The sequence below is a fragment of the Leifsonia sp. EB41 genome (genome assembly GCF_041262565.1).
In the GTDB taxonomy this organism is placed as follows: Bacteria; Actinomycetota; Actinomycetes; order Actinomycetales; family Microbacteriaceae; genus Leifsonia.
In genome coordinates this window covers 2,920,789-2,933,132 of sequence record NZ_JBGCCJ010000001.1, presented here as the reverse complement: position 1 = coordinate 2,933,132, position 12,344 = coordinate 2,920,789, and the positions used below count along the sequence as shown (strand labels likewise).

At 65.5% G+C, this 12,344-nt stretch carries 12 protein-coding genes; 4 read left to right on the top strand and 8 right to left on the bottom strand.

The features are described 5' to 3' along the window. Nucleotides 1–80: 80 nt before the first annotated feature. Entirely contained in the window at nucleotides 81–1,085 is a 1,005-nt protein-coding gene (locus tag ABH923_RS14560) for a LacI family DNA-binding transcriptional regulator (protein WP_370056102.1), read from the bottom strand. A 145-nt stretch (nucleotides 1,086–1,230) separates the two neighbouring features. After that, nucleotides 1,231–2,469 (bottom strand): extracellular solute-binding protein, encoded by a 1,239-nt coding sequence (locus ABH923_RS14555; protein ID WP_370056101.1) that lies wholly within the window; start codon nucleotides 2,467–2,469, stop codon nucleotides 1,231–1,233. Between the two features lie 277 nt (nucleotides 2,470–2,746). On the opposite strand from ABH923_RS14555, the gene ABH923_RS14550 reads away from it, so the two are divergent. Both ABH923_RS14550 and ABH923_RS14545 read left to right on the top strand, forming a co-directional pair. Beyond that, nucleotides 2,747–3,877 carry a Gfo/Idh/MocA family protein gene (locus ABH923_RS14550; protein WP_370056100.1) on the top strand — a complete coding sequence of 377 codons (1,131 nt, stop codon included), beginning with the start codon at nucleotides 2,747–2,749 and terminating at the stop codon, nucleotides 3,875–3,877. Beyond that, complete coding sequence (locus ABH923_RS14545; protein ID WP_370056099.1) at nucleotides 3,877–4,716, top strand: sugar phosphate isomerase/epimerase family protein; 840 nt, start codon at nucleotides 3,877–3,879, stop codon at nucleotides 4,714–4,716. The genes ABH923_RS14550 and ABH923_RS14545 overlap by 1 nt, the downstream gene beginning before the upstream one ends. 21 nt (nucleotides 4,717–4,737) lie before the next feature. Here ABH923_RS14545 and ABH923_RS14540 read toward each other — a convergent pair whose 3' ends face one another. The 6 genes from ABH923_RS14540 to ABH923_RS14515 are packed head-to-tail and all read right to left on the bottom strand — an operon-like array spanning nucleotide 4,738 to nucleotide 9,877. Further along, on the bottom strand, nucleotides 4,738–5,610 hold the full coding sequence (locus ABH923_RS14540; RefSeq protein WP_370056098.1) for a sugar phosphate isomerase/epimerase family protein: 873 nt from the start codon (nucleotides 5,608–5,610) through the stop codon (nucleotides 4,738–4,740). After that, nucleotides 5,607–6,440 carry a sugar phosphate isomerase/epimerase family protein gene (locus tag ABH923_RS14535; RefSeq protein WP_370056097.1) on the bottom strand — a complete coding sequence of 278 codons (834 nt, stop codon included), beginning with the start codon at nucleotides 6,438–6,440 and terminating at the stop codon, nucleotides 5,607–5,609. Before ABH923_RS14535 ends, ABH923_RS14540 begins: the two co-directional genes overlap by 4 nt. Then, a complete protein-coding gene (locus ABH923_RS14530) occupies nucleotides 6,428–7,192 on the bottom strand; it encodes an alpha/beta fold hydrolase (protein WP_370056096.1) in 765 nt (254 codons plus the stop codon). Before ABH923_RS14530 ends, ABH923_RS14535 begins: the two co-directional genes overlap by 13 nt. Continuing rightward, nucleotides 7,189–7,887, bottom strand: coding sequence for a ThuA domain-containing protein (locus ABH923_RS14525; protein WP_370056095.1), 699 nt, complete (start codon nucleotides 7,885–7,887; stop codon nucleotides 7,189–7,191). Before ABH923_RS14525 ends, ABH923_RS14530 begins: the two co-directional genes overlap by 4 nt. Further along, nucleotides 7,884–8,903, bottom strand: a complete 1,020-nt coding sequence (locus ABH923_RS14520) for a zinc-binding dehydrogenase (RefSeq protein ID WP_370056094.1) — start codon at nucleotides 8,901–8,903, stop codon at nucleotides 7,884–7,886. Before ABH923_RS14520 ends, ABH923_RS14525 begins: the two co-directional genes overlap by 4 nt. Next, entirely contained in the window at nucleotides 8,900–9,877 is a 978-nt protein-coding gene (locus tag ABH923_RS14515; protein ID WP_370056093.1) for a sugar phosphate isomerase/epimerase family protein, read from the bottom strand. The genes ABH923_RS14520 and ABH923_RS14515 overlap by 4 nt, the downstream gene beginning before the upstream one ends. Before the next feature lie 199 nt (nucleotides 9,878–10,076). Between ABH923_RS14515 and ABH923_RS14510 the strand changes: the two genes are divergently transcribed. Both ABH923_RS14510 and ABH923_RS14505 read left to right on the top strand, forming a co-directional pair. After that, the gene (locus ABH923_RS14510; protein WP_370056092.1) at nucleotides 10,077–10,925 is read left to right on the top strand and encodes a helix-turn-helix domain-containing protein; all 849 of its coding nucleotides are present in this window, start codon (nucleotides 10,077–10,079) and stop codon (nucleotides 10,923–10,925) included. Between the two features lie 196 nt (nucleotides 10,926–11,121). Then, nucleotides 11,122–12,339: an ABC transporter substrate-binding protein gene (locus tag ABH923_RS14505; protein WP_370056091.1), complete on the top strand. Its 1,218-nt coding sequence runs from the start codon at nucleotides 11,122–11,124 to the stop codon at nucleotides 12,337–12,339. Nucleotides 12,340–12,344: the final 5 nt, after the last annotated feature.

Here is a 12,344-nt window from a genome sequence, read left to right as displayed (position 1 = left end):
TCGCCGGCGCGGCAGCACCGGCTCAACGAGAGTCCCAAATCGGGAAGGACTTGTCAAGACTTTCGCGAAAGTTGCTTGCGTTAGTTTCTTGTGAAGGGCGCGGTGCTCTGACGCACCACCATCTCGGTCGCGAGTTCGACCGCCGCGGATACGCGAACACCGTCGATCATCTGGCGGAGGATTCGCACCGACTCGCGTGCGGTGTCGTCGATTGGCTCGTGCACTGTCGTGAGTGGAGGGGACGCCCACTGGGCGATCGGCACGTCATTGAAGCCGACGACGCTGAGGTCCTCGGGGATGCGCAGGCCGTTGATTCTCGCAGCTTCATAGACGCCGAGCGCTTGTTCATCGGAGGCTGCAAAGATCGCGGACGGCGGTGTCGGCAGTGCGAGGACGCGTTCGGCACCGTCACGGCCGCCTTCGTAGCCGAATTCTGTTTCGACGAGGTAGTCATCGGGGACGGAGATTCCGGCCGAGGAGAGCGCTGCACGGTACCCGTCGACTCGTGCACGGCTGAACACCAGGTCGAGCGGTCCACTGACCATCGCGATTCGGCGATGCCCGAGGTTGACGAGGTGTTCGGTGGCCGCCCAGGCGCCCCGCCAGTGCGTGATTCCAACAGTGGGAACGTCGGTCGACTGCATTACTCGAGGGTCGATGACGACGAAGGGGACGCCGAGATCCTCCATACGCGCCTTCTGCGTTGCCGACATCTCGACGACTCCGAAAACGACGCCGTCGACGGCGCGCGCGGCGATGAGGTCGATCCAGCTTTCATCGACGCTGCTACGCATGCGGGTGAGGATCATCCCGAGCCCGCTGGAGTGTGCGGCTTCTTCCAGTGCACCGACAAGCGCGACAGACCACGGGCTGGTCAGCTCGCCCAGGACGACAGCGATCATGCCGGTGGTGGTCGGCCGACGCGGTGTGTACTCATGCTGCTCGAGCAGGGCCGCGATTCGAGTGCGGGTCGTTGCCGACACGCCCGGCCTGTCGTTGAGAACCTTCGACACCGTGGGGACGGACACCCCGGCGGCAACCGCGATGTCGGCGATCGTGACCCGGTCAGTCGATGCGGTACTCATGGTGCTCCCCTCGCGCATGCCCCGGAGGCGGGACAGACTCACCTTAGAACCTTCGAGAAACTTTCGCGACACGAACTGGAGCCCCGACGGCCCCCCGACCGCGGGCGGGGGAACCGCAGTCGGGAGGCCGAAGGAGTTTCAGATGCTAGCCGTTGGCCGCTTCTCGCTTCGCGTCCGATAGCGTTTGCCGCCAGGAGGCGTCACCGCTTTGCTGGCCCTGGTCCACGCGGCCGAGACCGTTCTCGAACTGGTTCTCGATTGCACGGTCCTTCGGCCCGACCGGGTGGCCGTGGTACGCCTTCACACTGTCGACGTAGATCTGGCCGGCGGGGGCGTCGCTGAAGAACGAGTCCTTGTAGCTCGTCACGACGGGGTTCGTGTAGAGCGACGGGACAGCGGGGAAATCAGCGGTGTCCTTGAACAGGGAGAGCTGCTGCTCCGGCGCCTCCAGCCACTTGATGAAGTCGTACGCCTCCTTCGGGTGGGCGGCATGCTTGGGCACTACCAGGAAGGACCCGCCGTCGTTCCCGGCAGCACCAGGCAGGGTGGCGATGTTCCACTTGCCCGCGGTGGCGGGAGCCTGCTGTTTGATCGAGAGCAGCATCCAGGCCGGCGCGATCAGCGTGGAGATCCCGCCGTCGGCGAGGGCCGCGTTCCACTGCGGGGAATAGGTCGGGACGTTCGCGGACAGCCCGGCGTTGATGGCTTCGACCCCGTAGTCCCACGACTGCTTGATGGCCGGGTTCGTCGCGTAGACGAGCTTGCCGTCCTTGTCGGTGTACTTCAGGTCGGCTTGGTTCGACGCCGCGCGGAAGATGGCCTTGCCGCTGTCGATGAACTTCTTGCCGGTGGCGGCCACGTACTTCTTGCCAGTGGCGATGTAGTCGTTCCACGTGGGCCAGAGCGCGCTCACCGCCTTTGGGTCGGTCGGCAGACCGGCCGCCTGGAAAAGGTCCGTGCGGTAGGCGACGGCCATCCCACCGACGTCGGTGGGGATGCCGACGACTGTGCCGTCCTTGGCTACGCCGCCGCTCCACCGCCAGTCGAGGTAGTCGCCCTTGATGTCGTTCGCGCCGAGCGTGCGCAGGTCGGTGAACGCCTGCGGAGTGGCGGTGAATTCGGCCATGTAGTCGATCGCGATCTGGCCGATGTCCGGGCCCTTGGCGGCGCTCAGCGCGGTGAGCAGGGTCTGGTGCGCGGCGTCGTAGTCACCGATCTTCTGCTGGATCTTGATGTTCGGGTGGAGCTTCTCGTACTGCTCGACCTGCGGCTTGTACAGCGACGAGAACCCCCAGAAGTTGAGGGTGATCGGACCGGACGACTCGCCACTGCTGCCGGAGCAGCCGCTGAGGACCAAGAGGCCGGCGGAGACGATCGCGATCAAGGCAGCTCTCTTAGGTGCCTTCATGGGAAACAGACCTCCAAATAGGGAAGAGCTCGTTCTCTTCGCAATGAGCGTGACTTGCGTTTGTGCTTTTTGTCAAGACTTTCTAGAAAGTTGCTTCTGACACTTTCTAGTCCTAGCCCGCGTATTTGGGGCGATTTCCCATACGCCCGCTGCGTGTCAGGCATGAGTTTCGAAACTGTGGCCAAACAGTGCGTTGACTCCGGAGGAGCTCTGCTCGTACCCTGACATAGAAAGTTTCGCGAAAGGGTATCTAATGGCACGAGTCTTCCTCATCGGTGCGGGAGCGATCTCCAGACATCACGCCGCCGCGGCGTATGACCGCAGCGTCATCAACGAACCGGTGGAGGTGCACGTCACGGACACGAACGCCGCAACACTCCAATCGTTCGTGGAGCAGTTCCCTGACGCGATCGTTCACCGGGACATCGCCGCGCTTCTGAGCGGCACGCGAGAATCGGATGACATCGCTGTCATCGCCACGCCCCCGTTCACTCACTTCGAACTTGCCTCCGACGCCCTTGCAGCGGGCTTCCACGTTCTTTGCGAGAAGCCGTTGGTGTTGACAGCAACCGAAGCCACACTTCTGGCCGCGCGGGCGAACGCGGCAGGCCGGGCGCTTGAGGGCTGCGATTCGCGGTTTCGTTCTGTGGCGACGACTCAGCGTGTGCGTGCGTTGCTGGCAGAGGGGAGCCTCGGCGAGGTTTACCATGCCGAGTTCATCAATCGTTCGCAGCGTTCACGCAGCGGGTACGAGTTCCAGAGCGAGTCGAGCTGGTTCCGGGATCCGTCGCTTAGCGGCGGTGGGGTAATGATGGACTGGGGTCCGTACGATATCGCGGTACTGGATGAGATCTTCGAACCGATGGCAGTTGAGATCCGTGACGCTTGGTCGGGTCGCCCGCACACCGGCGGCAGGTTCGAGGCGGACTCGGACCGTGCAGAGCAGCACATCGGTGCAACCTTTCGGCTGACGTTGGCTGACCGGTCTGTGGTGGACCTGTCGTACGAACGGGCCGCAGCTACCCACGGGTCGGAACGGACGTCGGTGGAGATCACTGGCACAGCTGGAGCGGTGTCGTGGGACTGGCTGGACTGGGAAGGCAACTCCGTCCAGGTGAGCTCCGACCTCGAAGGCGCTCTCGTGACTGAGACGGAGCATCATCCGACCTCAGGGCCGGTGTTCCACGCCCGTCCGCTCGCGGAGTTCCATTCGGTGTTGGAGGCCGGCGCTGACCCGCGCACCCGGACCGCTCGAACCCTTTTCGTTTTCCGGTGGCTGCGTGCAGTGCTCGATGCCGCCGAGTCTTCGGAGCCGAAACTGGTGGAGTATCCCGCTGTCCCGCGGCCGACTCGGTTCGAGGCTGAAACGGCCGGAGTCCTCTGATGGCGCACAAGCTTGTGGGGATGGATGTCGGGTTCTACAGCCGCGGAGGCGCCTACCCGCTGAACACGCGATTCGAGATACTGGCCGAACTCGGATACGACGCCGCAAATCTGACCCTGTGGAGCGAGCCGGCGTGGGCGGATCTGCCCGCGCTCGGCGAGACCGCGGGAAAGCATGGCCTTGACGTCGCGTCGATCTACCTGACGGTCGACGTCGCGGCGCCGGACGGCAGCGAGTGGAACCGAGCACTGGACACGATCGGGTCGGTCGAGGCGACACACACCGTCGAGCTCGCGTTGCTGAACGAGCACGCAACTCGCTCGGATCCTGCCGCGGACGGTGACGCCCACCGATTCCTGGATGCTGCGCTGGCTCGGGCTCGTTCGAATGATGTGCGCCTGCTGCTGTACCCGCACACGTTCGCGTGGATGGAGCGTCCGAGCGACGCGGTCCGCCTCGCTTCCAGCTATGGTGCGGCCGACCTCGGCATCACCTTCGCCGCGTTCCACTGGTACGCAGCGGACGGAAACGACTTGCCGGGCACGCTCGAGTCGGTAGCCCCCTACCTCGGAATGGTGAACACCAACGGCAGCAGACCGCAGTCTGGCGGCTACTTCCCCGCGACGATCGAACCAATCGGGGACGGGGAGTTCGACAACTTCCACCTGCTGGGCCTGTTGCGCGAGCTCGGATACGGCGGGCCGCTCGGGGTGCAGTCCTATGGCGTCGGCGGCGACCCGTACGTGCACTTCGGTCGCTCGCGCGACGCAGTCCGCGACATCGAGAGTCGCCTGGACCGGCACCCCGGATGGGTGCATCTGCGCGACGATCACATCTGAACCCTGTCGGTACGGGGCGGGTCAGCGACCTGCCCCGTACCGCGCTCGCTCAGCACGGAGGAAGCGCAGTCCGTCCTGTGCGAGCTGGTCCTGTGTGGGAGCGAGCGGTCGCCAGATCGAGGCGGCCGTTGCGATAGAGGCGTTGTCCGCGGTGAACGACTCGATCCCCAGCAGCCCGGTGTAGGCGATCTCGTCGAGCGCGCCGAAGATCTCGTCCCACGGGGTCAGGTCGTCGCCGGGCGCGCCGCGGTCGTTCCCGCAGACCTGCAGGTGCAGCAGCCGGTCGCCGGCGGCGCGTAGTGGATCGGCGAAGGACCGCTCCTCGATGTTCATGTGGTACGTGTCGAGGTTCAAGCCGATCACCGCCGAATCGAACGGCTCGATGAATTCGAGCAGCTGGGCGGTCGTATTGAACAGACTGGTCTCGTAACGGTTCAACGGTTCAAGCGCGATGCGGACACCGCGTTCCCCGGCGTAGTCGGCCAGGCGGCGATAGTTCTCGGTCAACTCGGCAAGCACCGACGACCGTTCGACGGGGCTGAGCCGCCACGTACGGCCGACGGAGGTGTATGCCGGCCCGATGACCATGTCAGACCCCTGCCGATGTGCCACGTCGATGGCCGTCCGCATGTAATGGAGCGTCGAACTCTGCGTCGCCTCGTCGGCAGCCGCGAGTTCCCGGCCCGGGGCGAAGACCGCGCCGACAACGGCGGAGAGCCCCGTCTGCGCCAGGAGGTCGCGCGTGCGCTCGGGATCCCAGTCCCCCAGGTTCTCAAGCGGGAGCTCGACAGCGTCGAACCCCCAGTCCGCCAGGCGTGGCAACCGATCGGCGAGGATCTCGTCGGTCAACGGCGAATGCCAGATGAAGGTGTTGGCAGCGAGCAACCAGGTCATCGAATCTCCTCCGTGACGGTCGACCATGTTCGGTGAATGTAGGCGCCGGTGCGGCGCACAGCCTCATCGGGGTCACGCTCGGCGAGGAGCGACTCGTCCTCGAAGGCGATCCATCCCCGGTAGCCGACATCGTCAAGGGTTGAGACGATAGCGGGAATGTCGAGTACTCCCTCGCCGGTCGGTGCCCAGGTTCCGTCGGCGTCGATGTCTTTGATGTGGACGTGGCGGATGACGTCGGACGCCTGCCGGATCAAGGCGATCGGGTCCATGCCGCCCTTTGCGATGTGCCCGACGTCCGGCGTGAAGCCGAGCGGCGCGGGAAGCTCGTTCAGTAGCAACGTGTAGTCGTCGGGAGTGCGGAAGACGGATCCGGCCGGGGAGTTCGGGTGGAACGTGGCGATCACGCCACGGTCGGCGGCGCGTTTCGCAACCTCCCGCATGCACGCGAGGGCGTTGACCTGCCTCTCGCGTCGGTTCGTCCGGTCAGCGCCTGGCATGACTACAAGGTTCAGCACGGCACCAGGATGACCGGCGACTGCGTCGATCGCCGCGTCGGCCTCCTGTCGCTCGTTGTCGGTCTCGCGCTCGCCGCGCCAGTCGCGGACGAGGCACAGCGCGGCCAGCCGCAGCGGAGCCGACGCGAGATCCTCGTCGAGCCGCCGTGCGGTCCAGCCGGGACCGAGCATGAAGATCTCCGGCTCGAACCCGGCGAAACCGGCGCGTGAGGCGGTCTCAGCCATGTGCCGAGTCTCACCCCGGAAACGGTCAGCAGACATCTGCCAGCTGTACGTCTGACACGCGAAGCGATCGACACCGTTCACCTCAGCCACTCCCCCACGATCGTGTTGAACTCGTCCAGGCGCTCCCAGTGGTGCACGTGTCCCGTCCCGCCGAACATCCGGAGTTCTGCACCGGAGATTCCATCAGCGACCGCATAGGACAGCCCGGGGCGAATGAAGACGTCCTCGGTTCCAACAGTCACCAAGGTCGGCACATCGATAGCGGCGAGCCGGGCGCGCGTGTCATGCGTCGAACATGCTGTGGCCTGAGCCGTGAACGCCTCCAGACTGATCACCGGCTCCTGGGCGAGGTCGGACTCGAACTGCTCCGCGTGCTCATTGATCCACTCCGGCGTCCACACCGTGTTGCGCAGGTGGAGGGCGAAATGCCGAGATGACGAGTCGGTCCGCGATGCGACCAGAGACTCAAGGACGCCGTCGGTGTATGCGTCGCTCACGGCCCACGGGGCGACGAGTACCAGTCGGGAGACCAGGTCGGGTCGCTGTAGAGCGAGCTCTTGGGCCGTGCACGCTCCCATCGAGATGCCCGCGACCGCAACCCGCTCCATCCCGAGCTCGTCAAGCAGGGCGGCCACGCGCGCAGCGATCGCCGCCACAGTCAATGGTTCGCCACCGAGTTCCGAGCCCCCGGCCCCCGGGTTGTCCACTGCAATGCAGCGGAATTCTGCTGCCCAGGCGTCCAAGTGCGGCCGCCAGGCTTCAGCCGTCGCGCCGAGGCCCATCAACAGCACGAGCGGCGGACCGGAGCCCTCGTCCAGGTAGCCGAGCGAAGCAGCCTTCATCGGTCGCCCTCAATGGCCCAGCGGGAAGCCTGGGTGAGCAGGCGCAGCACCTCCGGTCGCTCGAGATCACTTTGACTGCCGAGACTCGTGTAGAACACGCGACGACCTCTGTCGTCCCAGGCCCACGCGACCGGCGACGGCTGCGGATCGATCTCAGGGTCGATCGGGTCGCCGGCGAGCAGGACCCGCGCGGCGGCGGGCGGCTCGTTGACGTAAAGCCACGAGTCGACCTCGAACTCTGCGGGGAGACCAGCGGTGATCGGGTCGTCTGCAACGACCTCCACACGTGTGCGGGAGGTGTGGCCGTGGTGAGTCGACCAGGCGCTGCCGAGGTAACGTCTAGCAAAACCTGCGGTCCAGCTCTCCCATGCCGACCCAGCCACCGGGTGGAACGCATGGTTGGAGGTGCGCAGCGCCACGACGGCGCCTCCGCGCTCCAGGTAGGCCGCGAGCGCGGCGACCTCGTCGTCCGGCAGCACGCGGAACCGTGTGTAGAGCAGCAGGAGGTCGGCGTCGGCGAGCGCGTCGAGGCCGCCGAAGCTGGACTCGGGGAAATCGGGGACGTCCTCGATGACGCTGGTCGTTCGGTAGTCGAGTGTGGCGCCGAGGTCGCGTGCGATGCCCTCGGCGACCGGTCGCATTGTGACGTCGGATTCGTACTCGCCTTCACCAGCGAGCGTGACGATGGTGGTCACAGATCGCTCACCCCCTGGGGGAAGAGCACCACTTTGCCGCATCGGCCGGAATCCTGCACATCCATCGCGTCGGAGACCTGGTCGAGGGGGAAGCTGTGCGTGATCGCCGTGTCGAGGAGGTCGGTCGACTTGCGGATTGTCTCGATCATGCGCCAGCCGTCGGTCTGATGCTTCCAGTGCCAGACACCGTGGATGTCGAGGCCCAGCGGAACGATCGGGGGCAACGCGATGTCCAGCCCCCAAGCGACGACGCTCAGACCGGCCCGGCGGGCGGACACCGAAGCGAGGAGTGCGGGGTTGGAGCAGACGCCGCTGGTCTCGATGGAAGCCGTGACGCCCCAGCCGCCTGTCGCGTCGAGGATCTGCTCGACGACGCCGTCCGCTGTTGGGTCGAAGACCGTCGCTCCGAGGGTGCGGGCGAGCTCGGCGCGCCAGGGGTTCACCTCCAGGGCGAGGACGTCCGCGTTGCGGGTCACCCCGTTGATGATCGCGCCGAGCCCGACCGGTCCGCAGCCGGCGACGAGCAGGGTGTCCGAAGCGGAGACGTTCATCCGCTGGCTGGCGTTGAAGCTCGGGCCGAGAAGACAGCACGCCGCCGAGGCGTGGATCAGCGAGACATCGTCGGGGACGGGGACGAGCAGCCAGTCGGGTTTCAGCACATACTCGGCATAGGTGGCAGTGCCGTATGTTTGCGCCGATTCAGTCAGCACGTCGCGCTGGAACGGGCAGTGGATGTGCTCCCCGGCGATGCAGTAACGGCAGGTGCCGCACGCGTTGCCCGGCATCACCACGACGCGGTCACCTACCTCTACCCGCGTAGAGGACCCGGCGTCGACGACGACGCCCGCGGCCTCGTGGCCGAGCGAGTCGGAGACGTCGCCGGATTGCCGGGACTTGAACTCCGTGCACATCGGTGCGACGAGGATCTGGACGACGACGAGGTCGTCCAAACCGTGGGGCTGTGGGCGGTCAACGATCTCGACAGCGCCCGGTCCGGTGATGGCTGCTGCTCTCATGCGTGCTCCCTGATGCTCTGCTGGCGGCTGAGGAACGTGTCGCGGATCGCGCGGAGCTCGCTCGCCCCGCGGAGCGCATCGAACTCTGTCTTCGGCCAGAAACAATAGTCGGCCGTCCACCACTCCAAGCCTGCGGCGACGGGGCCGAGCCCGTCCAGCACCTCCTGGAAGTCCAGCTCGCCCTGCCCGAACGGGAGGTGAACGCTGGTGTCTTCGTCATGAAGGCTGCCGTCGCTGTCGATCAGGTGCAGGTGACGCACCCAGGGGGCCACCCGCGAGGCGAACTCCGCAGCCCCGCCGCTCAGCAGCTCGGGATCCTGCCCCTGCCGGCGACCATAGCGGCCAAGGGTGTGGGCGTGCGAGGTGTCGAACAGAAGCCCGAAGTTCGCGTGATCGACCTCCTCGACGACCCGGACGATGTCGCTCGGACGGTTGATCCAGAAGCCCGGCTCGAACTCCCAGACGAGCCGGGCGCCGACGTCCGCCAGACACTGCGCGGAGGCGCGCCAGGTCTTCGCGAGTCGTGCCAGTGCCTCCTCCGGATCGGCCGTGGCCGGTCCGGTCGGCGGGGTGATCGTGTCGACGCGCACGGTCCGGATCTCCGCGGCGCCGACGAAGTCGGCGATCCGCGCGATCCGCGCGAGGTAGACCTCCTCCGGCACCTCGGCGGGCGGGGTGGACCGCAGATCGGGGGCGAAGCCGGAGATGCCGAGGCCCTTGTCTGCGAGCTGGACGCGAAGCCGCTTGGCGTCGGCCTCCGCGTAGTCCTCCTCGTGCGGGTGAGGGCGGAATCCGTTGATCTCGACTCCGTCGTAGCCGGCCTCCGCGGCGAAATCAGCGAACCGGTCGAAGCTCCACGGGTGCGACTCGTAGGGGCCGAAGCTGAATGCCCAACTGCCGATCGAGACCAGTGGTGGCGGCGCCGACGCGGAATGCGTTGTCGGCTCCTTCACTGCGCGGGCGTCATCGTCCATGTCTCACGAGTCCTTCCTCATTGCCTCCTTCGACGATAGGAAGAACCGTCTCGAGGTGTGTTGGAAATTCCGATTCGTTTCTTGTAAATTCCAGCCGACTCGACCGTAGAACCGTTGTGCTGTGATCGACCTCGGGGTGATGCTTGTCCTGACATGAGCGGACAGCTCACCCAGTGATCGCAACGCACGAGGAGGTGCAATGGAAACCCACGCAACGTTCACAACCTCACCGGACGGCAGTGCGCTTCCGTTGAGCGGTTTGGAACAAACCGGCAGGGCGCTGATCAGCGCCTTCGACCACGTGCCCGATCTGTTCATCTTCGTGAAGAACGCCGACCGTATCTTCGTCGACTGCTCCGAGCCTTTCGTGTCGCTGATGGGCTGCCGCAGCAAGGCGCAGATCATCGGCAAGCGCGACGAGGATTTCTCCCCGGAGTACCTGGTCGAGCACTATCGCAACTACGACATTGCGGTCCTTGAGACCGGCGAGCCGCTGATCGACCTGGTCGAACTCGTCCGCAACCGCGACGGATCCTACGACTGGTTCGTCAGCACGAAGACCGCCATCCGCAATCCGGAGGGCGCGATCACCGGACTTCTCGGCGTCACCCGCAGCCTCACCATCAAGGAGGCCGCCTCCGACAGCCTGCGCACACTCACGCCAGCGATCGAGCTGATCACCCGCGACTACGCACGAGCACTCACGGTCGGCGATCTGGCCGGGAGCGTGCTCATGTCGCCCAGCAACTTCAGTCGCCTGTTCAAGCAGCACTTCGGCGTCACCCCGCACAAGTACCTGCTCCGGGTCCGACTGATGGCCGCGTGCGACCTTCTGGCCACGACCTCCCAGTCGATCGGCGAAATCAGCGTCCGCACCGGCTTCTACGACACCAGCCACCTCACACACGAACTCCGCCGCAACCGCGGGATGACCCCGACCGACTACCGGTCGGAGTACCAGACATCCCACTCGTACCGCCAGCGGCACCACGCGTCCGACGCCCCCGTCGCCGACGCACTCGAACTTCAGCCCGATCCCATCGGCTGACCGGGGGAACCCCCACCCGACTGGTCCATTGACCGGTCCCCCACCAAGAGGAGAGACGATGAAGTCAACACAACGGCGCGAGGGTCGCCGCGTCCGACGTCGCCTGGCGACACTGCTGGCAGGAGCCGCAGTCGTCGGGCTTGCCCTCGCCGGCTGCTCGAGCTCCGGTTCGAGCGGTTCAGGCAGCATCAGTGTCATGAACCGTTGGTCCGACCCCGTCGGAAAGGTCGCCGCACAGCATCTGTTCGACGGCTTCACCAAGGCGACCGGCATCAAAGTGCAGAACCAGGTCCAGCCGAACAGCGGCTCGACCTACCAGCCGGCGGTGCGCACCGCGCTCTCGTCGAGCAATCCGCCGTCGCTTGCGAGCGACATCTCTGGGCCCGAGGTTTACAACTTCGCGAAGTCGGGCGTCATCCAGGACATCACTTCCTTCTACAACAGCACCATCAAGTCGAGGGCGCTCGGCGGAGCCGTCACCGGCAACACCTACGAAGGCAAGGTGTATGGAGTCAGCACCGGCTACAACGTCGGCAACCTGATCTGGTTCAACCCGGTCTACCTCAAGAAGTACGGCATCGAGGCGTCCTCGATCCACACTTTTGAGGACATGCTCGCCGCGATGAAGAAAATCAAGTCGGCCGGCGGCAACGCTGCGGTGATCGGCGCGAAGGACCAGTGGCCCGGCGGTCACTACCTGAACGACCTGGTCCAGCGTGCGCTTGGTTCGAAGGCTACCCAGCAGCTCTACGACCGCAGTGTCAGCGCCGGCCAGCCGGACACCCCCAAGTGGACCGACCCGGAGGTCGTGAACGCACTTCAGGCGTACGTCGACATGAAGCCCTACTTCCAGGACGGCTTCCTCGGCGAGGCGCAGGCGACAGCTGACTCGCTCTTCCTGAAGGGTGACGTCGGGTTCTACGAGATGGGCTCCTGGTTCCTGAACACCATCCAGGCATCTCAGCCGTCGTTCACGCCAGGTGTCATGCTGTTCCCGCCGTTCAAGGACGGCAAGGGCAAGGGCACCGACATCACGATCGCCAACTCGGTGCTCATGGTGAGCAAGAAGGCCGACACAGCCTCGACGGAGAAGTTCCTCGAGTACCTCAGCCGGCCGGAGGTGGCCAGCCAGTACCAGAAGGAATCGCTCTCGTTCATGCCGTACAAGACGAACAGCAGCGCGCTTGACGTCGACAAGTCCATCAAGACGCAGTGGAACACCATCTCCGGCTTCGTCAAGGACACCGGCTCGGACGGTTCCGCCCTCTACAACGACCAGGGCATCGACGTGAACATCTACACGAAGTACATCTGGCAGGGCAGCGTGGGCCTGATGTCGGGCGATATCACCCCCCAGCAGCTCGCGCAGCAGCTGGAGTCGGCCACCGAGGCCGCCCAGAAGGCGAACGGCTAGAAACC

What these genes read in the sequence shown, in the direction of transcription:
- ABH923_RS14520 (WP_370056094.1), bottom strand. Translation starts at nt 8,903, where the DNA reads ATGAGAGCAGCAGCCATCACCGGACCGGGCGCTGTCGAGATCGTTGAC.
- ABH923_RS14560 (WP_370056102.1), bottom strand. Translation starts at nt 1,085, where the DNA reads ATGAGTACCGCATCGACTGACCGGGTCACGATCGCCGACATCGCGGTT.
- ABH923_RS14505 (WP_370056091.1), top strand. Translation starts at nt 11,122, where the DNA reads ATGAACCGTTGGTCCGACCCCGTCGGAAAGGTCGCCGCACAGCATCTG.
- ABH923_RS14510 (WP_370056092.1), top strand. Translation starts at nt 10,077, where the DNA reads ATGGAAACCCACGCAACGTTCACAACCTCACCGGACGGCAGTGCGCTT.
- ABH923_RS14550 (WP_370056100.1), top strand. Translation starts at nt 2,747, where the DNA reads ATGGCACGAGTCTTCCTCATCGGTGCGGGAGCGATCTCCAGACATCAC.
- ABH923_RS14530 (WP_370056096.1), bottom strand. Translation starts at nt 7,192, where the DNA reads ATGAAGGCTGCTTCGCTCGGCTACCTGGACGAGGGCTCCGGTCCGCCG.
- ABH923_RS14515 (WP_370056093.1), bottom strand. Translation starts at nt 9,877, where the DNA reads ATGGACGATGACGCCCGCGCAGTGAAGGAGCCGACAACGCATTCCGCG.
- ABH923_RS14540 (WP_370056098.1), bottom strand. Translation starts at nt 5,610, where the DNA reads ATGACCTGGTTGCTCGCTGCCAACACCTTCATCTGGCATTCGCCGTTG.
- ABH923_RS14545 (WP_370056099.1), top strand. Translation starts at nt 3,877, where the DNA reads ATGGCGCACAAGCTTGTGGGGATGGATGTCGGGTTCTACAGCCGCGGA.